The sequence below is a fragment of the Armatimonadota bacterium genome (assembly GCA_037138755.1).
In the GTDB taxonomy this organism is placed as follows: domain Bacteria; phylum Armatimonadota; class Fimbriimonadia; order Fimbriimonadales; family Fimbriimonadaceae; genus Fimbriimonas.
Genome location: JBAXHT010000001.1, coordinates 599,046 through 621,196, shown reverse-complemented (window position 1 = coordinate 621,196; position 22,151 = coordinate 599,046). Strand labels below are relative to the sequence as shown.

Sequence of the window (22,151 nt, the reverse complement as noted above, 5' to 3'; positions counted from 1 at the left end):
ATGTTACCAGAGAGGCAGTCCAGTACCAGCTTCACGGTGCGGGAGCGAAATCAATGGAGCAAGTATGTTTACCAGCCGACTATAATCGTTAGATATGGACGTTGCTGTCCTTGGTAGTGGAAGTTGGGGAACCGCGCTTGCGATCCTTCTGGCTCGGAATGGGCTAGATGTGACGATCTTTGGGCGTGACCACGAGGAGCTCATGATCATGCGTCATACGCGTGAGAACCTCAAGTACCTACCAGGGTTCACCATGCCGAAGAACGTCACTGTGGACGACATCGCTAATGTTGGCGATGCGCCGATGACCGTCGTCGCTGTTCCCGCATCCGCCGTTCGACCTCTCTTGGCGGATTTGAAGGGCGAGCACCCGCTACTCGTGATGGCGTCCAAGGGCCTTGAGCTCACAACCGGCTTGATTGTCACCGATGTTGCCGCCGAGATGAAGCCGGATTCGATGGTTGCAGTCCTAAGCGGGCCGAACCTTGCCGTCGAAATCGTCCAAGGAATTCCTACTGCAGCTGTCGCAGCTTGTCTCGATCCTCGCGGTGCAGATCGGGTTCGGTCGGCATTCATGTGCCCCAGTTTCCGAGTCTACGCCTCGTCCGATGTCAAAGGTGTTGAGTTAGCGGGCGCGCTAAAGAACGTCCTCGCCATCGGTGGTGGCCTTTCAGATGGCCTTGGGTTTGGAGACAATACCAAGGGTGCCCTGCTTGCTCGAGGTTTGAAGGAAATGATCACCTACGGCCTTGCAATGGGTGGTCACATCGAAACTTTTCTCGGCATTGCCGGAGTCGGCGATCTCTTCGCAACCGCTTCTTCGAAGCTCTCACGGAACTACCGGCTTGGCTACATGATCGGTTCGGGCAAGCACGTCTCTGACGCCCTACATGAGATCGGTCAAATCACGGAGGGCCTAACCACTGCGGAAGCCGTCGTCCACATCGCCCGGCACCACGGTATTCAGATTCCTGTCTTCGAGACGATTGATAATGTGGTTCGAGAAAAGATCCAGCCCAGAGGAGCTGTTTCGTTACTCATGGAGCGGTTCACCCGCGAAGAAGGCTTGGACTTCGGTCACCTCACGCATCAGCAGTACGGCGGTAAAGAGGCCGAAGACGTGAACGACGCTGTTCATGAAGAAGAGGTCATCATGCATGATGATCCAGGCCACGATTCCGGTGCTTAAGCTCGCCGAATCTCGCTCGCAGCACGAATGCCGGACAAGTAAGCTCCGTGAGTTGTTCCGAAGTATGCCTTATTGGTGGCTTCTCCCGCAAAGAACAGCTTCGAACCGATAGGTTTAGAAAGTCGGATGAAGTCCTCCGGAGTTGCACCCAGCGAGAGAAACGAATAGGATCCCCGTGAAAAGGGATCGACTGCCCATCGGGTGACTTGCCAGTCGATCGGGTTCTTCACGGCTGGGCCGAAGATTCGTCGCAGGGTTTTCATCGCGTCATCCACAATCGCACGATCCGAGAGTGCCTCGATGTCGCGTCCGCGTTTGGCGGCGTTGAACCCGAGGAGGATTGGCAAATTCGTAGCTTGCGTAAAACTTACCCACTCCGCCCAGTGACCAGGGAGCTCGGCGATGTGTTGAATCCAATCAATGTCTCCGGGCCAAAACGCTTCTTCAAACCGCAAGAAGCACTTGTTGAGGACACCCATTTGAAGCTTATCAATTGCTTCCTGTTTCGATTTCGGTAGTGGGGGAGTGAACTCGACCGAATTGGATTTCAAGACTCCAAGCGGCAAGGTAATCAGCAGGTGATCGGACTCGAAAACCCCCTTTTGAGTTGTGACCCTTACTCGCTTTTGACTTGAATCAATCTTGGACACCACCAGTCCCAGGCGGACGTCCAATCCTTTGGCCAGTGAGTTCGTCACGGTATGGAATCCATCTAGGAACATCACATCACTGCCGCCAAACTCCTCATCACTTCCCAGCCAATGCGCAGAGAGCTGATCCGAAGCACCACTGTATTCGTGCTCCAGAGTGGAGTTCACGAGGAACTCGAGATAAAGGCGGTCAGTGGAGCCAGGTTTGTACTTCGTTGTCAATCGGGCGATCGCCTGTCTCACGGAAAGATCACCCTCTTCCTCTTCGGCGCGTTCGAGTTGAGCTTCCAACTCCTTCTGAATCGCCGCCAAACGCCGCTCTTGGCTTTGGTTTAGTTCCTTCCCGTCTGGGCCGTAGGCGGTTGACGACTCGGCATCGGTGCTCAACCGGCGAGCTTTGATCGAATCGGCGTACTTCGTGATAGGGTTCCCCTCAACTCCATGGATCCAGGACGCCCCCATATCCATCGGAGCATCGACCCACTTGGTGCTGGTCCAGATTCGTCCTCCCACTCGATTTCGAGCTTCCAGAACGGTTACTCGGAACCCGCTTCGCCGCAGCTCCTGAGCGGCAGCGAGACCTGAGATTCCGGCCCCAATGACGATGACTTCGCGATCGGCTCGCGGCAACATTGGGTACGAGCCGCTGGCTAGCGCAGAACTAACAATCGTCAAGAATTGGCGTCGATTCATGGGATTTGAGCTGAACTCAATTGGCGTGATGCGTCTTCTCGCCGGCCTCAATCGCTACATTCAACAAGTTCCCCTTCGGCGGCAACGGACAAGTCGCGAAGTTCGTAAACGCGCATGGCGGATTGTAGGCTCGGTTGAAGTTGACCATATACTTTCCGTCAGAGCGCTTCGGAAGGTCGATGAAGCGTCCAGCAGGGTAAGTGGTTGCCCCACTGGTGCGATCTTTAAAGTTCAAAAAGTAGGTCTCACCCTCATCGATTGCCTCAAGACGACACTTTTTGCCTCTCAGCATAAAGCTGAAATAGCCGGGATTCGGGGAGGGTTCGGAGTAGCCGAGGATGTTGGTGATCGAGAGTTGCCGAACGGTTTTGTAAGCGACGAACTTAGCGTTGACCACATACTCAGCTCTCGGTGGAAACCAGCTGAGTCCCTTGAAGTTTACTCGGGTCGCCGCCTTAGGGTCCCACACTCGGAGCCCGTGGCGATCTCCCCGATGGATGATCGAAAACACAATCTCGCCAGAATACAGCTTCTCGTTCAACTCCACCTGAGAGTCAAAATCTTTGGCCTCCGGAGTTCTTCCCCCGTTCGGAAGCTTCGCCCGAAACTTGTCGCCCGCCTGCCACTCAACCGTGCCCTCAGCGGTGCGTATCTCGATATCCGTTCCAAAACCGATCTGGTTCATGCCCGGTTTCAGCCAGTGCAGACCGGCCACAGCCAGCCATCCGGTGGGCTTTTTCAGATTCGCTTCTCGCTCGGCCCGCCATTGCAGTTCTTCGCTGCGGAAGTCGAGCAGTACAAGGGCAGCGGCGAAGACCATTCTTTAGTTATACGTCAGATGCGAGATTAGTGCTGTCGAAAACTGCTCTCGGTGAAGCTGTTATCGATTTTGTTGTAGAAGCTCAAGACTAGTTTCACTTTGGCTGCCAATGGAGGATTGCTATCGACCCTTTTCCAAAACTTAGAACCACCCATAAACAGGTTTTCCGCAAGAATATTGAAGTCCTCTTCTTGCTCGGCCAACGAATACTTGCTGTAAAACCCTTTGGCTGCCTCTTCCTGATCAAAGTCTGTGCTCGCTTTGCCCTGCTTGATCGCTTCGACTCCACCAGCACCGTATTGAAACCCTTTTGGAAGGGTTGCCGCCCATGCCGCCTGGTCTAAAGATCTTGAAAAATTGCGCAAGAGGATGCTGCTGAATTCGTGGTGGAATGAGCGGGCAATATAGTCGCTGGTGTAACCCCTCTGAATGCTATCAATGGATAGATAGACAGTCTCGTTATCGTTCGTACCGCCGTATGGCGCACCGAAGAACCAAATCTCTTTGACAATATTCACCGCTTTGAGATTGCGTCTCAAAACAGCACTCGGATACCTCAGCGTTTCTCGGCGAATAATTGGTTCGGCACGCTTAAACTCATTTGGTGCGACCGGCGTGGCCCGTCCGTTGATGTCTGGAGCAAGCCAAGGGGCCGGTAGTTCTGTGCTTGGCACGATCCGGGCAGAATATTGTTGGTTTAGGACGAGCAGAGTGAGTGACAACATAGCAAACTGTTCTTCGAAGGGTCTTCTTGCTTTTAGAAGTCATAGAGTACAAACGGAGACGTAGACATCAGACGTCGAACTTGATTCCTTGCGCAAGCGCGGGCCTCTCGGTGCCGAAGTACGTGGTGCTGGTCTGGCGCCGCATGTAGGCTTTCCAGGAATCCGAGCCCGATTCGCGGCCCCCGCCAGTCTCTTTCTCACCGCCAAAAGCTCCGCCAATCTCAGCTCCGCTCGTCCCAATATTGACGTTAGCGATGCCGCAATCGCTGTACCGCTTAAAGAACTCGGCCTCGCGTACGTCGGTGGTCATGATCGCACTGCTAAGGCCCTGCGGAACCGCATTGTGCTCCTCAATCACCTGAGCAAGGTCGTCGTAAGGCATCACGTAGGTGATTGGCGCAAACGTCTCGGTAAAGATGGTTTCACTCTGCTTGCTCAGCCGAACCAGAGCTGGCTTGACATAGAAGCCGGGCCGATCAACTCGCTCGCCACCGATGATTTCGACCGCTTCGGCTCGAATTCGACCAAGGGCATTTTGCATCCCTTCGAAGCTCGCTTCATCGATGAGCGGTCCAACCAGAGTGTCCGCTTCAAGCGGCGAACCAACCTTGTTCTCGCCAAGCGAAAAATAGGCCGTTTTCAGCGAGTTGTAAACCTGGTCGAATATCGAAGAATGAACGAAGACCCGACGTGTCGTGGTGCATCGCTGCCCAGCCGTTCCAACCGAACCAAACAGGATCGAAGGAATCGCAATCGCAAGATCCGCCGAAGGAGCGATGATCATCGCGTTGTTTCCACCGAGCTCTAGGAGAGATTTGCCGAACCGAGCGGCGACCTTCTGCCCAACTGCCTGGCCCATTCGGGTCGAGCCCGTGGCTGAGATCAACGGAACTCGGACATCCTCGACCATCTGCTCACCTTGCTCGCGTGCTCCGATAATCACTTGCGACAAGTGCTCAGGAGCGTCGCCAAACTCTCTGCAAGTCTCCTCAAAAAGAGCCTGGCAAGCCAGGGCAGTCAACGGAGTTTTTTCGGAAGGCTTCCAGATCACCGAGTCGCCGCAGACAATCGCAAGCGCGGCGTTCCAAGCCCAAACCGCCACCGGGAAATTAAAGGCAGAAATGATGCCGACCGGCCCCAGCGGGAGCCAATTCTCCTGCATTACGTGGTTCTTCCGCTCACTGGCGATGGTCAGTCCGTAGAGCTGGCGAGAGATGCCGACCGCGAAATCGCAAATGTCAATCATCTCCTGAACCTCGCCCCGACCTTCTTCGATGATCTTCCCGCATTCCATCGAGACCAACATCGAAAGGTCTTCCTTGCGCTCACGAAGTTTGTTGCCTAACTGCCGAACCAACTCGCCCCTTTTGGGGCCAGGGACATCGCGCCAAATCCGGAAAGCTTGTACGCTTTGGGAAATCTTGGCGTCGATGCTCGCCGCAGAATCGAAGGCCAGCGAAGCGATCTGCGATCCGTCGATCGGGGTGGTCACCACCAAATCATTTCCTATGTACGAACCGAGATTTGGGATGAGCCGATTCAACAATACTTCCGGTAGCATGGCTCTATTATGGAAGCTAGCGAGAGGTCGGTGTGAATCGCTACGATACTGGCGGCAGAGACGACGAGTTTGAGCCTGGATCAAATGGCCTCGTGCTGCGTAACCGCCTTGGCATTACCGATCCGAAGGAAGCAGAACATATCGAGACCGAACTTCTTATCCGGGCCCAACTAGACTCCTATTCCATGCTCCCTATTTCGCAGAAGTTTGATTCAGAGCTGATCTGTGCCCTCCACCATCGTTGGCTGGGCGGGCTCTACCCTTTTGCGGGACAATACCGCACCGTCAACGTTAGCAAGAACTTCACAACCTTTTGTCCAGCAGCGAACATTAGTCAAGAAATGGAGCGGTTTGAGCAGAAAGAGCTTTCGGAGCATACGCCACTGAGAGGCTTAATCTTTGCAGATTACGATTCTGAGACCGAACGGTTGGCCTACTCCAAGATGCCGTTCCCTAAGATGAGATTGCGCTCAACTCGCGAGGTGGCGACCAAAGTCGCTATCGTACACGCCGAACTGATTCTCATTCACCCCTTCCGTGAAGGAAACGGAAGGCTCGGGCGGTGGATCGCTGATCTAATGGCAATACAGGGTGGGACCGCACCACCTGCGTACCAGTTGAATTCGGATGAGGAGCGGGACAAGTACTATCTTGCGTTAAGGCGGGCGTTCATCAACGATTACGATCCGCTCACGGAGCTGTTTGTTTCTTGGATTGAAGGTGCTTCCTGGCCACAGCTTCTGCCTCCGCGGGACTGACAACAATCCCCTCCGCAGCTGACGATGAAACGACACTCCGAACGACGGTTGCCACTCTGGCATCCTCGCTTTGAAGTTCAGGAATAGTGTCCACGAACGAGTCCATTAACCCTATTCTACGGCACTTTTCGTACCTTTCAGTTGCCGAGGCTGATTTGCCCGAATGTTCTCCGCCGCCTGGCTCGCCGTCTGTGCAATCCGTCTGGCTCGAGTCTCAGGAGATTTTGCGGAGAGGATCCATTCGAGGATTCCCCGGCGTGTCGAAGGTGGAAAGGCTTGCCAATTGGCCATCGCGTTCCCCACATTCTCCAGCGAGGCGGCTAGATCATCCGGCTCGACCAAGAGATCCACCTCATTTAGAGCGTCCCAAGTGCCGCTTGACTTTGCCAGTTCGACCTTTGCCAATCCGGCGGGCTGCATCCGACCCTCAGACAGAAGCCGTGCAACTTTGTCCTTGTTCACCTTTGACCAGCGAGATTTGCGCTTTCGGTTCGCGATCAAAAGCATTGACCGCTGATCGTCAAGCTTTCGAGGAGTCGAGTCCACCCAGCCCCAACAGAGAAGCTCGTCGACGACATCGGAATAGGGAACGTGCAACTCACCCTGAGATTTTTTGTGAGTGACAAGCCAGACCGCCTCCGACCGTTCGTGGTTGCCCTTCAACCACGAACGGAGCTCCGCCAAAGAAATCACCTCGACCCGCTCAAAGTGGTCCATCCCGGCCATTAGCCGAGAACCAAAACCCAGTCAATGTCGTTCGGCTTCTGGAATGTGGTGATTCCGTTGCCAGAATCGCCTTTCGCAGATTGTCGTTTCCCCGTTCGCGGGTCGAGCCATTCTGCCCTCTTTCTTTCCACATCGCTAGTGTGAATAACGGCAGGTCCGTTATGCGGAACGTAGACCGCTATCCAAGATCGATCCTCTTTGCGAATCGCCCGCATGTGCTCGGCCTTCTCGCCGATTTTGCCAACCAAGAGGGACTGATCTGGCACAAGTTCGACCATGCCCGTGCTCTCAATCAGTTCTTTGAGATGGCGCATCTGGATCGCTCCCGGACGGATGATGGCTTCACGCCAATCCATCTTGGTATGGTTGATCCAAGGATGCCGGTGGCTTGCGAACCCCCATATGGAGTGGTGCCCGTAGATCACTCCGCAACCACCAGCAAAGACGGAACGCCAGTTCTGGCGTCGTACATCGTACTCATCGAAGTACCCATTCTGAGGGTTAAAGGTAGGCCACGGCGAGACCGGGTGATCCTCATAGTTCGGTTCGCTGTCGTAGGTCGGCTTCACAGGCAACATGTTGTAGTCGCGCTCGACGTACTCCCAAACCGGAACGTCCCGCCCGCCGCCATGACCGCTCTGCATAGCGTTCATGTGGAGCCATTTTTCATGGTGGATAAGGGTCGAAGTTGAATCTCCGCCTCCTTGAGGATGGTAAGTGATGAGGGCGTTTGGAATTTCGGTCTGGATCGCCAACGCCAAGGCTCGCCACAACGGGGTCCAGTCGCTCGCGGGGTCGATGCCCATGTTCTTAGCGTAGTCCTCCATCCAGGAGCCTTTCGCGATTTTTGCGGGACGATCTCCGCCTAGCACCCAAAGCAGATTAGTTGAATCCTTGTACCTCTTGGAAAGATATTCACCATATCGTGCCATGGTTTGTGTATCGGAGAAGATTTTTGGTCCCGCGCCCCAAGGTGCCGTCAGCTTGTCTCCCCAAGTCGGCAGAATTCCACAGTACAGGCCATGCGCCGCTGCCTCGGCGACGATTCGATCAATCCAAGCGAAGTACTTCTCGTTCGGCTTGTTCGGATCCATTCCGTGAAATGGAACTTCGCCATTCCGATCCGCCTCTCGCAGGCCATCGAACTCGGCGAGTAAGTTGAACCAAATCATGTTGAACCCTTGCGCGGCTCTGGTCTTGAAGTAGAACTGAATCTCCTCAAAGTCCAGCCGATGAGCAAGCTCCCAGGCCGTGTCTCCAAGCATGAAGAACGGTTTGCCATCAGCCGTCTCCATAAGGTGGGGGTTGCGCGAACAGATTTGCAATCGTGGCAGGGAGTTCATGGACTTCGGAACGTTACCGCTTCATAATGAACCTATGTCAACCACCTCCGCTGTTTGCTGGGATTTGTCTGCTTTGTTCTCTTCGTCAAATGACCCCAAGATTGAGGCGAGTTGGAAAGAAGCTCACGAGCGAGCCGACGCTTTTGCTGCGGCATACCGTGGAAAGGTCAATTCCGCTTCCCTTACAGCAAAACTTTTGGCAGAGGCACTGACGGAGTTGGAGGCAATCACCGTCCTGATCGTCAAGCCCATCACCTACTCCAACCTCGTCTTCGCTGCCGACGTCAGCAAGCCGGAAAACGGTGCCTTTATGCAGGACCAAACCGAGCGGGCAACCGAACTTCAGGTCAAGTTGATGTTCTTTGAGCTTGAACTCCAAGCCGCTCCAGCGTCTGTGATTGACCCGCTTCTAGGCGATCCCTCTCTGGCGAACTTCCTTCACCACATCCACGTCTCTCGCACCTACTCGAAGTACCGCCTCACCGAGAAAGAAGAAGTTCTCATGGAAGAACTCGCCAACACCGGCTCGCGGGCGTGGAACCGGCTCTTTGACGAAGTCACTGCAAACCACGTCTACAAGATCTCACTAGATGGGACTGAAGAGGAGAAGAGCCAGCAGGAGGTTTTGGCCCTCCTGCGACACGAGGATCGAACAACTCGGCAAGCCGCCGCCGCCGCCTTCTCCGCTGGACTCAAAGAACAGGAGCGCGTTCTCACCTTCATCTTCAACACACTTTTGCAGGACAAGGCGATTGATGATCGGCTTCGCAAGTTTGAGTTTGCAGAGCAATCACGTCACCTTTCCAACGAGCTCGATCAGGAAACTGTTGAGCTTGTCATCCGACTTTGCCGAGAGTTTTATCCTCTGGTCGCCCGCTACTATCGGGTTAAGAGATCCATTCTTGGCCTCGAAGAACTGACCCACATCGACCGCTATGCTCCGCTCTTTGCTGCCGAAGAAAAGGTCACTTGGGATCGCGCGCAAGCCATCGTTCTGGAAGCCTTCGGTGCGTTTTCGTCTGATATGGCCCAGAAAGGCTCCGAGTTCTTCGAGAAGAACTGGATCGACGCCGAGCCACGAAAGGGCAAGATGGGTGGCGCATTCTGCTCCTACAACACCCCCGATACCCACCCGGTTCTACTCCAGAGCTACCTCGACAAAATGGACGACGTCATGACCCTCGCCCACGAGCTAGGTCACGGGGTTCACGCGTCGTACAGCAGAGAGCAGTCTTACTTCAACTACCACGGAACCTTGCCCTTGGCCGAGTTGGCTTCGACTTTTGGCGAAATGCTTGTGTTTGAGAAGTTGGTCGCCGGAGCCTCGGACAGAGACAAACTCGCTCTCTATGCGGGAAAGATTGAGGGCATTTTCGCCACCGTCTTTCGCCAAGCAGCGATGTACCAGTTCGAGAAAGGGGCCCACAACAAGCGCCGCACCGAAGGCGAACTCACCGCCGAGGAGTTCGGCGAAATCTGGCAGACTGAGCTGCAAGCGATGTTCGGCGACTCCGTCGCCCTCGGCGAGCAACACCGCTCGTGGTGGATGTACGTCGGCCACTTCACCGGCTCTCCGTTCTATGTCTACGCCTATTCCTTTGGCGAGCTCCTGGTTCTGAGCTTGTACGAAATGGCAAAGAAAGCCGGCCCTGGATTCGCAGACCGGTACGTTGAGGTTCTAAAGTTAGGTGGCTCCAAAACTCCCGCCGAACTAATGTCGATGCTCGACATCGACCTAAAAAGCGAAGAGTTTTGGCGAGGCGGCTTCGCGGCTCTAGAGAACATCATGACTGAATTCGAGCGACTGCACTCGGTGGTAGAGCTTTAGAGTGCAAAAGCTGCGCGTTCGCACTCTAAAGCTTGAAGTCGACAATTCCCGTCACACCGACTTGCTCCACCGGAGTGACGCCGGAGCTCCATTGTTCTGAGGCCATCGGAATCATTGCTCGAATGCGAACCTCTTTTCCAAAGAGGTCCTGCTCAAGCTGCGCCACAGCCTTCACCTTATCAACCTGTGCTTTTGGCCCTGAGACCTGAACCATACCAATCGCATTTCGACTTCCAACACCGCTCGTCACAATCGGAACAACTTTCGTTGAAGTCGTCGATTTGGAATCTCGCTTGATCAGCTTGTTGAACTCTTTGTCGATCTCGCTGCCATACTTGCGCGTCACTTCCCAAATTCCCACGAGCTTGATTAGTTGCCCAATCTGAGCGGGAACGAACGGAGCCAAAAGGGCTACGGACACGAGGATGAGCATGGCGCGCTGTCGCTTCATGCTCATAAAGACGAACTACGCAGAAATTCGTTTCTTCCGATTGCGAATTGCACCGTCGATTAATACACCAGCCAGAATCACTCCGCCAATAATCGTAAATTCTAACGGCTGAGGCAACTGGAGCATGTTGATCATGTTCCGTAAAACCTGAAGTAACGCGGTCGCCAAAACCACGCCAAAAATGCTTCCGTCGCCGCCTTTCAGCGAGAATCCGCCAAGGACGCAAGCCGCCACCGCGTACAGCTCGTACCCATTCCCGTGCGAGCTGGAAGCGACCGAGCCCGTATAAAGCGACAACAAAACCCCCGAAACCCCCGCCAGCAACCCACAAATCACATAAGTCGACAGGACAAGCTTTTGAGTAGGCAGGCCCGCGAACCGAGCGGACTCCTCGTTCTGCCCAGTCGCAAAAAGCCGAATCCCGTACACGCTTTTGTGCAAGACCACGAAAGCAATCATCATCACAACCAGCAAGAGCCACATCGTCGTGGGTAGACCGAGCCAGTCCCCGTTTGCGTAGTCCCGCAGCCAAGCCGCCTGCGGAGCATCCGAAAAATTCCGGGTGCCGTCATTGGTGATTGTCCGCGCAAGCGAGCGGTAAATCATGAGCCCACAAAGAGTCACGATGAACGACTGGAGCTTCGCTTTGGTGACCAGCAAGCCATGGACTAGCCCCAACAGACCGCCAACAAAAACCACCAGTAGCACCGCCAGCCAAGGGTTCATTTGATGCTCCGTCAGAAGCATCGAGAGCCCGACGCCGAGCAAAGCGAACACCGATCCGACGCTCAGATCGATCCCGCCCGTGATAATCACAAAGCCCATTCCGATGCTGAAAATACCGTAGATGCCGATCAGCTTCGTCGTGTTCAAGATGTTGGCCTGACTAAAAAAGTTAGGATTTCGGTAGCCCGTGAACATGCAAACCGCCATCAGGATCAAGAAAATGCTGAGCTCTTTACCAAACTTCATACTGCCCCACCAACTGCCAAATTCATAATCGCCTCCTCAGTGGCGTCCGCGCGATCAAGAACCCCCGAAAGCCGCCCCTCGTGCATCACCCCGATCCGATCGCTGACTGCCAGAACTTCTTCCATGTCGCTGGAAACCATCAATATCGCCAAACCTTGCGCGGCGAGTCGGCGCAGTTCAGTATAGATTTCGGCCTTAGAACCAACATCAATCCCCCGCGTTGGCTCGTCGATCAGCATCACCCTGGGGTTCATCTGCAGCCACCGGGCAAGCACCACCTTTTGCTGATTCCCGCCGGAAAGGTTCGCCACAATCTGGTCGATTCCTGGGGTCTTGACGTTCATCTGTTCGACACCGTCACCAGCATAATTGCGAGCGGCACGAATCTTCTTCAGTCCCATCAACGAGAACTTGCTCCACGCCGGGAGAACAATGTTCTCTCCAACTGACAAGGTCGTCGTGAGGCCAGTATTTCGCCGGTCCTCGGGCACCAAAAACATCCCCGCCCGGATCGCATCCTTGGGCGATTTGACTGCAAGAGTCTCGCCATTTAGCTTGACGTGCCCCCGGCAAGGGTCAATTCCGAACAGCGCGCGGGTCACCTCGGACCGACCGGCACCAACCAGTCCCGCCAATCCCAAAATCTCTCCTGCTCGAATCGAAAAGGAAACCGGACTCGCTGGATAGCGCGCCGTCCGCAACTCGCTGACCTCCAGAACAACCTCCGAACCTTCAGAAGCCCCAACCGAAACCGACGGCTTGATGTCCCGACCAACCATCAATTTCACCATCGCCTCTTGGCTAATTTCTTCCTTTTTCAAAGAACCGGCATTGCGCCCATCCCGCAGCCCCACAACCCGATCCGCCACGACCCCGATCTCATCAAGCCTGTGGGATATGTAAAAGATTCCAACTCCATCCTTCTTGAATTCCGCGATGATCTCGAATAAACGGGTGCTCTCTTCTAGAGTCAAACTCGAAGTCGGCTCATCTAGGATCAGGTACCGAACCTTCATCGAGAACGCCTTCGCGATTTCAACGAGCTGCCGCTCGGCTATCGAAAGCGATGCGACTAACGTCGAAGGTGATCTCTTCAACCCGACTTTCTCCAGGTAACCTGCCGTCAGTTCGCGCATCTTCCGGCGATCCACAAGGCCGGCCCGTTGAAGCTCTCGGCCGAGAAAAATGTTCTCCGAGATATCAAGGTTCTCCAGAACCGAAAGCTCCTGAAAAACCACCCGAATTCCCTTATCCAAAGCCTCGGACGGCGACCGAAACGTACAAGAGACACTGTCAACAACAAGGGAACCCGCGTCCGCCTGGTACACGCCGCCGATGATCTTCATCAAGGTGCTCTTACCGGCACCGTTCTCACCAAGCAGAGCAACCACCTCGCCCGAGGCGAGGCTCATATCCACGGAGTCGAGCGCAACAACGCCCGGGAATCGCTTGCTGACTCCGTGGATTTCTAGCAATTACTTGCCTGTCATTTCCTTGAGCTTCTTCGCGAACTCCACAACCGAATCCTTCTTCACCGAAGTCGTCGGAACAAAGATCTGCTTGGAAGCCGGAATTCCTTTCTTGTCGCCGCCCGCTGCTGCGGCCATCATCTTCACCGATTGATAACCAAACTCGAACGGCTGCTGAACGATGGTCGCTTCGATGAACCCATCCTCAACTCCCTTCAGTGTGTCAGTTTCCTCATCAAACGCAACAATCTTGACCTTGCCTTCCTTCTTGGCTTCCTTTACTGCGTTCAAAATTGCCGGGCCGTTGTACGACCACAGCCCAACCAAACATGCAACGTCAGCATTGGCAACCAAGGTGTCCGCAACATTCTGCTTTGCTCGTGCCCGGTCGGTATCGTCGGTCTTTGGCGCATCGCCGATGATCGTGACATTGCTACCCTTCAGAGCCTCCTGGAGTCCCTGGAATCGCTCCTTCGCGTTCTGCGCGTCAGCCTTTCCGACGAAGACGGCAATCTTTCCGCCGCCCGGAAGGGCTTTCTTAACTTCTTCGCCAGCCATTCGTCCGGCGGCGACGTTATCGGTTCCAAGGAACACTTCACGCTTGCTCTGCGGAGCATCGCTGTCCTGGGTCATCAAGAACGTCTTTCCTGCCAGAACGTCCAGGTCCGCCGATTGCCCTTTAGGGTCAACCGGGCTGACGGCGATGGCTTTGATTCCGTTCGAAACCAAATCGTCGAGAATCTGCTTCTGTGCTGCAGCGGTTCCGTCTGCCGGCATCTTGAACTCAAGCTTCACGCTGCCAAGCTCTTTCTCTGCCTTCTCGCAACCCGCTTGAGCAATCTTCCAGAAGTCGGAGGTGTTGTTGGTGACAAAAGCAACCGCAACTTTGTCCCCGCCAGCTGCAGGCTTCGTGGTTGCCGAACTGGTATCTCCCGTCGGAGCAGTGCTACTGTCCCCCGAACCTGAGCCGCATCCGGCAATGACGAGCGAGGCCAACATGGCCGAAAGGATCCAATTCTTCATCTTCGAGAACTCCTGGTGAATGATATTTCGGTGCCGGAATATGTATTCCAACGCATTAATACCATTTGCTCAAACAGTTTATGCCGATTCCAGGCGCCACGTCTAGCCTCTCAGTAGATTCAACTCGTCTTTTATTTGGGGTAGCGTTGCGTTATGTTGTTGACGTTGCTCGCATCCGCAATTCTGGCTCAAGATGGAAGGCCCTCAATCCCCCTCTGGCCAAACGGTGCGCCCGGGTCGGAAGCTCGGCGCAATGAGCCGGAGACCAAGCCGCACGCCTGGTCGATCGGAAACATTTACAACCCATCGCTTACCGTCTACGAGCCACCCGTAGGCAAGGCGACCGGAACCGGTCTCATCATCGCCCCGGGCGGAGGGTTTCGGGAGTTGGTCGTTGGAGAGGAAGGGTTTAAGCCCGCGAAACTCCTTGCTGAAAAGGGGATCACCTGTTTTGTGCTCAAATACCGATTGGTGCGTGAAGAGGGCTCTGGCCTGACGATTGAGAAGGATGCACCCGTCGACGCGATGCGTGCCGTCCGTCTGGTGCGAACAATCGCGGACGTCTACGGAATCAAGAAAGTCGGAATGCTTGGCTTTTCTGCGGGTGGGGAAGTCGTCTCACTGGCCACGTTCCAAGGCAAAGCTGACCCGGATGCAAAGGATACTGTCGATCAGATGAACGCCCAACCCGACTTCGCCGCCTGGGTTTATCCCGGACCGGTTGGGGTTCCAAAGGAGTTCAAAGGCACTTTGCCACCCTCGTTTATGATCGTAGCGCAGGATGATGGCGCGTCCAACGTGGTTTTGAACCTGATCAACGTTTATAAGCAAGCAAAGACGCCTTATGAGGCTCACATCTTGCACACGGGCGGACACGGTTTCAACATGGGGGATCGAAGCGAAAAAGCCGTAGTCAAGACATGGGTCAACCGATTCCTCGACTGGATGGGTGATCAGGGGTTACTTTCCAAGTAGCCGACCCTTCACAATAGAAGGGTGGCAACAACGACGTTCGTCTCCGTAACCGAAATGGCTCGCCTAGTCCGAGACCTTGGCCTCAAAACCTGCATCGCTGGTGTGGTCGAAAAGCTGGAGGAAGATTACGGTCGATGGGAGACGTTTCAGAAGGTTGCTCGCACCGCCAACCACTGCGACCTCGGCGTCGTCGAGCTGATGCCGTCGTCGACGGACGAAGAGTTCGCGTTCAAGTACGTGAACGGTCACCCAAAGAACTATCTCCACGGCATGTCGACCGTCATGGCCTTCGGAGCCCTCAGCGACCTGACGACCGGCTGGCCGAATCTGCTTTCGGAGATGACCCTGCTGACCGCAATCCGAACTGCCGCAACTTCAGTCTTCGTTGCGAAGTTACTCGCCAGACCTGATTCAAAAAGAATGGCGATGATCGGTTGTGGATCGCAATCGGAGTTCCAGATCGTCGCCTTCAACGAACTCATGGGTGTCCGCGAGTTCGCCGTCTTCGACACCGACCCACACGCGGCAGCGAAGCTGAAGCGAAACCTCGGGCACCTGAACATCACGATCTGCGAGTCCACCCGTGAAGCGGTCCGCGGAGCGGACATCGTCACGACCTGCACCGCCGACAAAACGAAGGCAACGATCTTAACCGGAGACATGATCGAACCCGGCATGCACATTAACGCCATCGGCGGCGACTGCCCCGGGAAGACCGAACTTGCCGCTGACGTGCTGACTAAGGGCAACGTTTACGTGGAATACGAGCCGCAAACCAGGGTCGAAGGAGACATCCAACAAATGCCCGCCGACTTCCCGGTGACCGAGCTCTGGCGAGTCCTTCAACAGCCCTCCGCCGGACGAACCACCGAAACCGAAGTCACCATCTTCGACTCCGTCGGATTCGCCCTCGAAGACTTCTCCGCGCTGCGCTGGGTTTACCAAATGTGCCAAAAGCATGCCTATGGCGAGCCGATTGACCTGATGCCGATCATGCCCGACGTTAAGGATTTGTACGGGCACAGCGGGCTCGTGCTATCTTTGGTCTAAATGACCGACCGAATCCCAATTCTGCTCGACACTGATCCGGGAAATGACATCGATGATGCCGTTGCGATTAGCTACCTACTGAAACAGCCCCGGTGTGAACTATTAGGGATCACTACCGTCAGCGGCCCCGTCGCCCAGCGAGCGGCGATCGCTGAAGTTCTGTGCAAATCGGTTGGAAGAGATGACGTGCCAATTGTTGCCGGAAGATCAGCAGTGCTGACCTACGGCCAAGGTCAGCCCTGGTGTTCGCAATACTCACCAATCGAGCACCTACCCCACTCATTGGACTATCCCGAGGATGCCGCCGTTGACTTTCTCCGCCAGCAGATTCGTTCACGTCCGGGCGAAATCACGCTCATCAGTATCGGTCCATTCATGAACCTGGCACTTCTTTTTGCCATAGATCCCGAGATTCCGTTCCTGCTGAAAGGTCTCTACACCATGGCCGGCAAGTTCTTCATTAGCAACGAACCGGAATGGAACTGCCTGATTGATCCGGTGGCAACTTCGATTGTGGTCAAGGCGTCAAGACCTGACCATTGCTGGTTCGGCCTAGATGTCACAACCCAATGCACCATGTCCCCAGAGGAAGTGGAGAGCAGGTTCATCGGCCAGCCGCTGGAAACCGTCGTCCCAATGGCCCAAGACTGGTTCTCGCACACCAAGAAAATGGTGTTCCACGACCCTTTGGCCGTCGCAACAATCTTCCAGCCCGATATTTGTAAGTTCAAGCGAGGTCGAGTCCACTGCGATGCGCGTACCGGGGCTACCTATTTCACCGAAGGTGAAGGCAACGACTTAGTTGCCTCGGGTGTCAACGTCGTCGCCTTCTTCGATGAGTATTTCAGCGTGACGGCAAGCTAAATCCTGGTAAATTAGAGCCATAGTGGGTTCCTTCACGCATCGTTTTCGAGCTATCGCGCTCCTGGGTGTAGCACTTCTGCTGGTCAGTTCGTTAGTCGTCGCTCAAACCAAACAAGATACGCCTCCGACTCAAAAGAAGGAACAACCGACCAAGCCTCAGCCCGGGAGACCGATTCCAGAAGAAAAGCCATCCGGGACCGAAAACTCAAAAGAGAACCCAAAGGACAAATCGGAAAAGAATAAGTCCGAGAAGTCGAAGCTCAAACAAGGTCAAACAGAAAAATCGACCAACACACCGCTGCAATCTGAGCCAAAGGAAGTTACCGAGATTCTCAGTCCTTCGGCATTTGCCGAAGGGCCATTCAAAGGATTAGAGGTATTTGGACACAGCTATTTCTCCGCTGCTCGCGAGAACTTGAAGTGGCGACAGGCGTCCCTGAACTCTGGTGTAAAGCCGAAGAACGGAGAGAAGGAATCCAACGAAAAGGATGAAGCCACTTCAGATCCGAAGCAGGGCACGAATCCCCAGAAGGAATCGAAAACTGCTTCTAAGACAGAGGATCAGAAAGCGGTCCGCACGAACGACTCGGACAGGGAAAAACCGCAAGTAGGCAGTACAGTTAATGCCCTACAGTACTTCGTTGGGCCCAACCAAATGGCAAACGGAAACGTGGCGATGCCTGCTCCCGAGCGCTATCAGCTCGGAGCTGGGGACAAGCTGGTCGTCCGATACTCCAGTCCGCTTGAGCAGCCAAAAGAGCGGACGATCACCGTTGACTCGACCGGCACCTTAATCGTGCCAGTGATGGGAACGAAGCTCACGGTTCGCGGCATGACGCTTGCCCAGGCTGAGAAGGCGATTACCAAGGAAATTCAACGAGGACTCCGAGACGCAAGCGTTTCCGTTTCGCTAGGAGAGCTGAGAACCATTTCAATCTCAATCGTCGGTGAAGTGATGGCCCAGGGCAGCTATCAGGTCCCAAGTGTGATGACGCTGTTCAACGCACTATATGCCGCAGGCGGTCCCACGCTGAACGGCTCCTTCCGAAACATTCAGTTGCGGCGAAGCAACGGCCAATCGCGGACAATCGATCTGTACTCCTACTTGCTGAAGGGAGATCCTAGCCAGGACGTGGCACTCCAGCCGGGAGACCTGATTCTCGTTCCTACGGCCACGAACCGCGTCGCCATTAAAGGCGAAGTTGGACGTCCAGCGGTTTATGAAATCCTTCCGACCGAGCGAGTCAAAGACCTTCTCAGCTACGCCGGCGGGGCGAAGTCGACCGCAATCCTCAGCCGCGCGGAGATCAAGTCGGTAAATCCCGGTATTGAGCGACAACTGAACACAGTTGACTTGACAGGCGAGACCAATCCAAACCTGAAAGAAGGTGACGTTGTGACGCTTTACGCCCTCCGCGAGGAAATCGAGAACTCGATCGAAGTCGAAGGAGCGGTAGACCAGCCTCGCGCCTACCAGTTCCGACAAGGGATGAAGATTTCGGACGCGATTTCCGAGGCGCGAGGGATCCTTAAGGACGCCTATGGAGCGCGTGCAGACCTGTACCGCGAGAACCCAGATAAGACGATTGCGCTCTTGCCTGTCGATTTGCAAAAGGTGCTTGCAAAGGATGCTCAGGCGGACATCGTGTTGCAGCGCGGTGACCGAATCCGGATCTACTTCGCAACTGAAGTGATGTGGCTCGAAGATCGAGTCGTCACGATCAAAGGAGCGGTTCGAACTCCTGGCAAGTTCCTCCGGTTGGACGGGATGCGGCTTTCCGACTTAATGCTTCAAGCAGGCGGTCCACTGCCAACTGCTAGCTACGAGGCAGTCTTTGTTTATCGGAAGAATGCAGACGGCTCGGAAGGTCCACTTTTGAAGCCGAACTTGGCAAAGGCGTTGACGAGATCAGTTGAAGATGATGTGATCCTTAAAGATCGTGACATGGTTGTCGTTTATGAAGTGGACGAGGCACAGTTCAAACCACGTCAGATTGTTACCATCCAGGGGGCGGTCGTGAAAAGTGGCAACTTTACCAGATCTGAAACGCTTACCGCGCGAGATTTGATACAACTAGCCGGCGGTCTGCGCCCGGATGCCTCCGAAGAACTGCAAATCTCTCATTCCCGAACCTTTGACGCGGCTACAGGCAAGAGTTCGCAACCATCGAGAAGGGCATTTGAGACTTACAAAGTGCTGGACGTCCTTGCAGGACGGCTGAACCCCTTGATGGAGGACGGGGACGTCCTGACGATTCCGGGTAGGGGTGACTACCAAGAATCACCAATCTTGGTGGAAATTCGGGGTCGCGTAAACAACCCTGGAGTCTATGCAATCACGAAGCGAGGAGAGACCCTTCATGATCTTCTGAAGATGGCCGGCGGCCGAACTGATGATGGCTGGCTCGAGGGTGCCCAGTTCACGCGCTCACCCAAGTACTTGACTGGCGACGCCGAGCAACGCCTTTCGCCGAGAGTCCAGAAGCTGCTGGAGGATATTCAAGAGCAGGCCTACCTTCGTGCTCTGGCAAAGTCTGATATCGACAAGATCCGAGTCTTGAACTCGCAAGGAGGTAGCAGCTCAAGTGCCCTTCTCGGCGCTCTTGGCGGCGTACCGGTGCCTCAAACGTCTTCGAGCAACGATACTGAAGCAACGAAGAAACTACTCCAAAGAGAGACGGTTACACCAGCACGAGCTCTATCAAATGACGAGCTGCTGGAGTCTGGCAACATCCCAATTCGGCTAGCCGACGTGGAGAAGAATCGAAAGTCTTCGAGTAACTTGACGCTCAAAGATGGGGACATTCTTACGATTCCTGAGCGACCCACAACGATAGCGGTTCGAGGTTCTGTTATCCTTCCGACGACGCTCATTTTTGAGAAAGGCAAGACCCTGGACTATTACATTGCGAGGTGCGGCGGTTCGACAATCGATGCCGACACAACCCAGATTCTAGTCATCCGAGCGACTGGCACGATCACAAAAGCGCGGGGAACGACGAGGATTGAGCTTGGCGACGCGATCTTCGTCCCGACTAGGGTGATGGTTGCGAAGCTGACCGACGCCTCGTCGACATTCGACTCGGCAATCAAGTCGCTCACCAACGTCGGAATCGTTTGGGCGTTGATTAGTCGATTGCTCTAAACAAGCCCTTCAATAAAGTTCAACAGGACAAAGTCGTAGGTGGAAATTCCACCTACGTCGTGCGTGTTCAACCCGATGTCCACGTACCGGTAGCCAATGAACATATCCGGGTGGTGGTCGATGCGGTCGGCGTGATGCCCAATCGCCATCGCAAAAACTAGCCCTGACTTGTACGAGTCTAGTTCAAATCGCTTGTGGAGTTTGCCGTCTTGAACGCTCCAACCCTCTACTTGTCCAAGGAGCATTGCGATCTCTCCGTCATCAAGTTTGCGTCGCTCTGGCATGACGAAGTTGGTTCGTTCCATGTCCTCAATCTACGGTAACGGAACCCCGAAAGTCTACGCCAAACCCCCCATTCTGGGGTACTACTAGAGCATAGGCTTCGATATGGGCAAATACAATCTTGATCTCAGCAGCGCCGCTCAGATCCACAAAAATCTCGACGTTGAGACCTTGATCCAGCACTGCGTTCAGAAGGACGGGTGCAAGCAACTCGCAAACGGAGCCGTCGTTGCTTTCTCGGGTGAATACACGGGCAGAACGCCGAAGGACAAACACACCGTCGCGGATGCCGCCTGCGAAGACCACATCTGGTGGGAAAACAACAACCGCATGTCGCCGGAACTATTCGACTCGCTCTTTGGCAAGTTCCAGTCGTACGCATCGGGCAAAGAACTTTACGTCATCGATACCTACGGCGGAGCTGACCCGACGCACCGAATCAAAGTCCGGTTCATCGTTGAGCGGCCCTACCATGCTCTCTTTATCAAGCAGCTTCTCATACGTCCTTCCGTCGAAGACCTCGCAAGTTTCGAGCCCGATTGGACGGTGGTTGACTTCGGAAAACGCTCGTTCGATCCGGCCGTTGACGGCACTCGCGGCGACGCAGTGATTGCCCTCAACATGCCAGAACAAACCGTTCTGATCGGCGGCACCCAGTATGCAGGCGAGATGAAGAAGTCGGTGTTCACAATCATGAACTACCTGCTGCCTCTGAAGGGAGTCATGTCGATGCACTGCTCGGCAAATGTCGGTCCGCACGGCGATACCGCCCTCTTCTTCGGCCTCAGTGGCACAGGGAAGACAACGCTATCTGCCGATCCTGAGCGAATGCTCATCGGCGACGACGAGCATGGATGGACCAATGACGGCGTCTTCAACGTTGAAGGCGGCTGCTACGCCAAGTGCATCGGCCTCACGGAAGAGAGAGAACCCGAAATTTTCCATGCAATCCGCACCGGAGCAATTCTAGAGAACGTCGTGCTCGACACAAATGGCGACCCGGATTTCAACGATCAGTCGATTACCGAGAACACTCGCGTTGCCTACCCAATCGAGCATATCGACAAGATCATGACTCCGAGCGTCGGCGGTCATCCGAAGAACATCGTGTTCCTGACTTGCGACGCCATGGGAGTTTTGCCTCCAATCTCTAGGCTGACTAAGGAGCAAGCGATGTACTTCTTCTTGAACGGTTACACTGCCAAGGTTGGCGGCACTGAGAAAGGCGTCACCGAGCCGAAGAGCGTATTCTCCGCTTGCTTCGGACAGCCGTTCCTGCCACTTAGACCAAAGGTGTACGCGGAGCTTCTGGGTCAAAAGATCGACGAGCACGGCTCAAAGGTTTGGCTGATCAACACCGGTTGGACCGGCGGGCCCTACGGAGTTGGGTCGCGCATGAAACTCGGCTACACCCGAGCAATGATTCACGCGGCATTTGGCGGTCAGCTTGACGAGGTCGACTTTGAAACCGACCCGATCTTTGGACTGCATATCCCTACGGAATGCCCAAATGTGCCCAGCGATCTTCTCAACCCTCGCAACACGTGGGACGACAAGACCGCTTACGACGCGCAGGCGACCAAGTTGCACGGTATGTTCGAGGAAAACGCTAAGCAGTTCTGACACG

The 22,151-nt window shown here is 54.8% G+C and carries 19 protein-coding genes; 8 read left to right on the top strand and 11 right to left on the bottom strand.

Annotation, left to right across the window (positions count from 1 at the left end; all coding sequences use genetic code 11):
• The first annotated feature begins 94 nt into the window (after nucleotides 1-94).
• Complete coding sequence (locus WCK51_02930; protein MEI7575821.1) at nucleotides 95-1,189, top strand: NAD(P)H-dependent glycerol-3-phosphate dehydrogenase; 1,095 nt, start codon at nucleotides 95-97, stop codon at nucleotides 1,187-1,189.
• Here the strand turns inward: WCK51_02930 and WCK51_02925 are convergent.
• The 4 genes from WCK51_02925 to WCK51_02910 form a co-directional block, all read right to left on the bottom strand.
• The gene (locus WCK51_02925) at nucleotides 1,186-2,532 is read right to left on the bottom strand and encodes an FAD-dependent oxidoreductase (GenBank protein MEI7575820.1); all 1,347 of its coding nucleotides are present in this window, start codon (nucleotides 2,530-2,532) and stop codon (nucleotides 1,186-1,188) included. The genes WCK51_02930 and WCK51_02925 overlap by 4 nt on opposite strands.
• A 16-nt stretch (nucleotides 2,533-2,548) precedes the next feature.
• Nucleotides 2,549-3,352: a DUF1684 domain-containing protein gene (locus WCK51_02920; protein ID MEI7575819.1), complete on the bottom strand. Its 804-nt coding sequence runs from the start codon at nucleotides 3,350-3,352 to the stop codon at nucleotides 2,549-2,551.
• A 26-nt stretch (nucleotides 3,353-3,378) separates the two neighbouring features.
• Nucleotides 3,379-4,026: a hypothetical protein gene (locus WCK51_02915; GenBank protein ID MEI7575818.1), complete on the bottom strand. Its 648-nt coding sequence runs from the start codon at nucleotides 4,024-4,026 to the stop codon at nucleotides 3,379-3,381.
• A gap of 118 nt (nucleotides 4,027-4,144) precedes the next feature.
• Nucleotides 4,145-5,638, bottom strand: a complete 1,494-nt coding sequence (locus WCK51_02910; protein ID MEI7575817.1) for an aldehyde dehydrogenase family protein — start codon at nucleotides 5,636-5,638, stop codon at nucleotides 4,145-4,147.
• 32 nt (nucleotides 5,639-5,670) lie between these two features.
• Between WCK51_02910 and WCK51_02905 the strand changes: the two genes are divergently transcribed.
• Nucleotides 5,671-6,396, top strand: a complete 726-nt coding sequence (locus tag WCK51_02905; protein MEI7575816.1) for a Fic family protein — start codon at nucleotides 5,671-5,673, stop codon at nucleotides 6,394-6,396.
• Nucleotides 6,397-6,507: 111 nt separating this feature from the next.
• Here WCK51_02905 and WCK51_02900 read toward each other — a convergent pair whose 3' ends face one another.
• Complete coding sequence (locus WCK51_02900; protein ID MEI7575815.1) at nucleotides 6,508-7,113, bottom strand: YdeI/OmpD-associated family protein; 606 nt, start codon at nucleotides 7,111-7,113, stop codon at nucleotides 6,508-6,510.
• 8 nt (nucleotides 7,114-7,121) lie between these two features.
• Complete coding sequence (locus tag WCK51_02895) at nucleotides 7,122-8,465, bottom strand: glycoside hydrolase family 140 protein (GenBank protein MEI7575814.1); 1,344 nt, start codon at nucleotides 8,463-8,465, stop codon at nucleotides 7,122-7,124.
• 34 nt (nucleotides 8,466-8,499) lie between these two features.
• Here WCK51_02895 and WCK51_02890 point away from each other — a divergent pair, with 34 nt between their 5' ends.
• Nucleotides 8,500-10,293: a M3 family oligoendopeptidase gene (locus WCK51_02890; GenBank protein ID MEI7575813.1), complete on the top strand. Its 1,794-nt coding sequence runs from the start codon at nucleotides 8,500-8,502 to the stop codon at nucleotides 10,291-10,293.
• Nucleotides 10,294-10,318: 25 nt separating this feature from the next.
• Here WCK51_02890 and WCK51_02885 read toward each other — a convergent pair whose 3' ends face one another.
• From WCK51_02885 to WCK51_02870, 4 genes are read right to left on the bottom strand one after another with little or no spacing between them, the layout of a single operon-like run.
• Entirely contained in the window at nucleotides 10,319-10,744 is a 426-nt protein-coding gene (locus WCK51_02885; protein ID MEI7575812.1) for a hypothetical protein, read from the bottom strand.
• Between the two features lie 15 nt (nucleotides 10,745-10,759).
• Nucleotides 10,760-11,716 (bottom strand): ABC transporter permease, encoded by a 957-nt coding sequence (locus WCK51_02880; protein ID MEI7575811.1) that lies wholly within the window; start codon nucleotides 11,714-11,716, stop codon nucleotides 10,760-10,762.
• A complete protein-coding gene (locus WCK51_02875) occupies nucleotides 11,713-13,191 on the bottom strand; it encodes a sugar ABC transporter ATP-binding protein (GenBank protein ID MEI7575810.1) in 1,479 nt (492 codons plus the stop codon). Before WCK51_02875 ends, WCK51_02880 begins: the two co-directional genes overlap by 4 nt.
• Nucleotides 13,192-14,208 carry a sugar-binding protein gene (locus tag WCK51_02870; protein ID MEI7575809.1) on the bottom strand — a complete coding sequence of 339 codons (1,017 nt, stop codon included), beginning with the start codon at nucleotides 14,206-14,208 and terminating at the stop codon, nucleotides 13,192-13,194. It lies immediately after the preceding gene.
• A gap of 153 nt (nucleotides 14,209-14,361) precedes the next feature.
• Between WCK51_02870 and WCK51_02865 the strand changes: the two genes are divergently transcribed.
• From WCK51_02865 to WCK51_02850, 4 genes are read left to right on the top strand one after another with little or no spacing between them, the layout of a single operon-like run.
• Nucleotides 14,362-15,183 (top strand): alpha/beta hydrolase, encoded by an 822-nt coding sequence (locus WCK51_02865; protein ID MEI7575808.1) that lies wholly within the window; start codon nucleotides 14,362-14,364, stop codon nucleotides 15,181-15,183.
• Between the two features lie 21 nt (nucleotides 15,184-15,204).
• A complete protein-coding gene (locus WCK51_02860; GenBank protein MEI7575807.1) occupies nucleotides 15,205-16,233 on the top strand; it encodes an ornithine cyclodeaminase in 1,029 nt (342 codons plus the stop codon).
• On the top strand, nucleotides 16,234-17,097 hold the full coding sequence (locus WCK51_02855; protein MEI7575806.1) for a nucleoside hydrolase: 864 nt from the start codon (nucleotides 16,234-16,236) through the stop codon (nucleotides 17,095-17,097).
• A 22-nt stretch (nucleotides 17,098-17,119) separates the two neighbouring features.
• Complete coding sequence (locus WCK51_02850) at nucleotides 17,120-20,242, top strand: SLBB domain-containing protein (GenBank protein MEI7575805.1); 3,123 nt, start codon at nucleotides 17,120-17,122, stop codon at nucleotides 20,240-20,242.
• Here WCK51_02850 and WCK51_02845 read toward each other — a convergent pair.
• A complete protein-coding gene (locus WCK51_02845) occupies nucleotides 20,239-20,547 on the bottom strand; it encodes a 4a-hydroxytetrahydrobiopterin dehydratase (protein MEI7575804.1) in 309 nt (102 codons plus the stop codon). The two genes, WCK51_02850 and WCK51_02845, sit on opposite strands and share 4 nt — an antisense overlap.
• Nucleotides 20,548-20,629: 82 nt before the next feature.
• Between WCK51_02845 and pckA the strand changes: the two genes are divergently transcribed.
• A complete protein-coding gene (gene pckA / locus WCK51_02840) occupies nucleotides 20,630-22,147 on the top strand; it encodes a phosphoenolpyruvate carboxykinase (ATP) (protein ID MEI7575803.1) in 1,518 nt (505 codons plus the stop codon).
• Nucleotides 22,148-22,151 lie beyond the last annotated feature (4 nt).

What these genes read in the sequence shown, in the direction of transcription:
- WCK51_02930 (MEI7575821.1), top strand. Translation starts at nt 95, where the DNA reads ATGGACGTTGCTGTCCTTGGTAGTGGAAGTTGGGGAACCGCGCTTGCG.
- WCK51_02925 (MEI7575820.1), bottom strand. Translation starts at nt 2,532, where the DNA reads ATGAATCGACGCCAATTCTTGACGATTGTTAGTTCTGCGCTAGCCAGC.
- WCK51_02920 (MEI7575819.1), bottom strand. Translation starts at nt 3,352, where the DNA reads ATGGTCTTCGCCGCTGCCCTTGTACTGCTCGACTTCCGCAGCGAAGAA.
- WCK51_02910 (MEI7575817.1), bottom strand. Translation starts at nt 5,638, where the DNA reads ATGCTACCGGAAGTATTGTTGAATCGGCTCATCCCAAATCTCGGTTCG.
- WCK51_02900 (MEI7575815.1), bottom strand. Translation starts at nt 7,113, where the DNA reads ATGGACCACTTTGAGCGGGTCGAGGTGATTTCTTTGGCGGAGCTCCGT.
- WCK51_02895 (MEI7575814.1), bottom strand. Translation starts at nt 8,465, where the DNA reads ATGAACTCCCTGCCACGATTGCAAATCTGTTCGCGCAACCCCCACCTT.
- WCK51_02890 (MEI7575813.1), top strand. Translation starts at nt 8,500, where the DNA reads ATGTCAACCACCTCCGCTGTTTGCTGGGATTTGTCTGCTTTGTTCTCT.
- WCK51_02885 (MEI7575812.1), bottom strand. Translation starts at nt 10,744, where the DNA reads ATGAAGCGACAGCGCGCCATGCTCATCCTCGTGTCCGTAGCCCTTTTG.
- WCK51_02880 (MEI7575811.1), bottom strand. Translation starts at nt 11,716, where the DNA reads ATGAAGTTTGGTAAAGAGCTCAGCATTTTCTTGATCCTGATGGCGGTT.
- WCK51_02870 (MEI7575809.1), bottom strand. Translation starts at nt 14,208, where the DNA reads ATGAAGAATTGGATCCTTTCGGCCATGTTGGCCTCGCTCGTCATTGCC.
- WCK51_02865 (MEI7575808.1), top strand. Translation starts at nt 14,362, where the DNA reads ATGTTGTTGACGTTGCTCGCATCCGCAATTCTGGCTCAAGATGGAAGG.
- WCK51_02855 (MEI7575806.1), top strand. Translation starts at nt 16,234, where the DNA reads ATGACCGACCGAATCCCAATTCTGCTCGACACTGATCCGGGAAATGAC.
- WCK51_02845 (MEI7575804.1), bottom strand. Translation starts at nt 20,547, where the DNA reads ATGGAACGAACCAACTTCGTCATGCCAGAGCGACGCAAACTTGATGAC.
- pckA (MEI7575803.1), top strand. Translation starts at nt 20,630, where the DNA reads ATGGGCAAATACAATCTTGATCTCAGCAGCGCCGCTCAGATCCACAAA.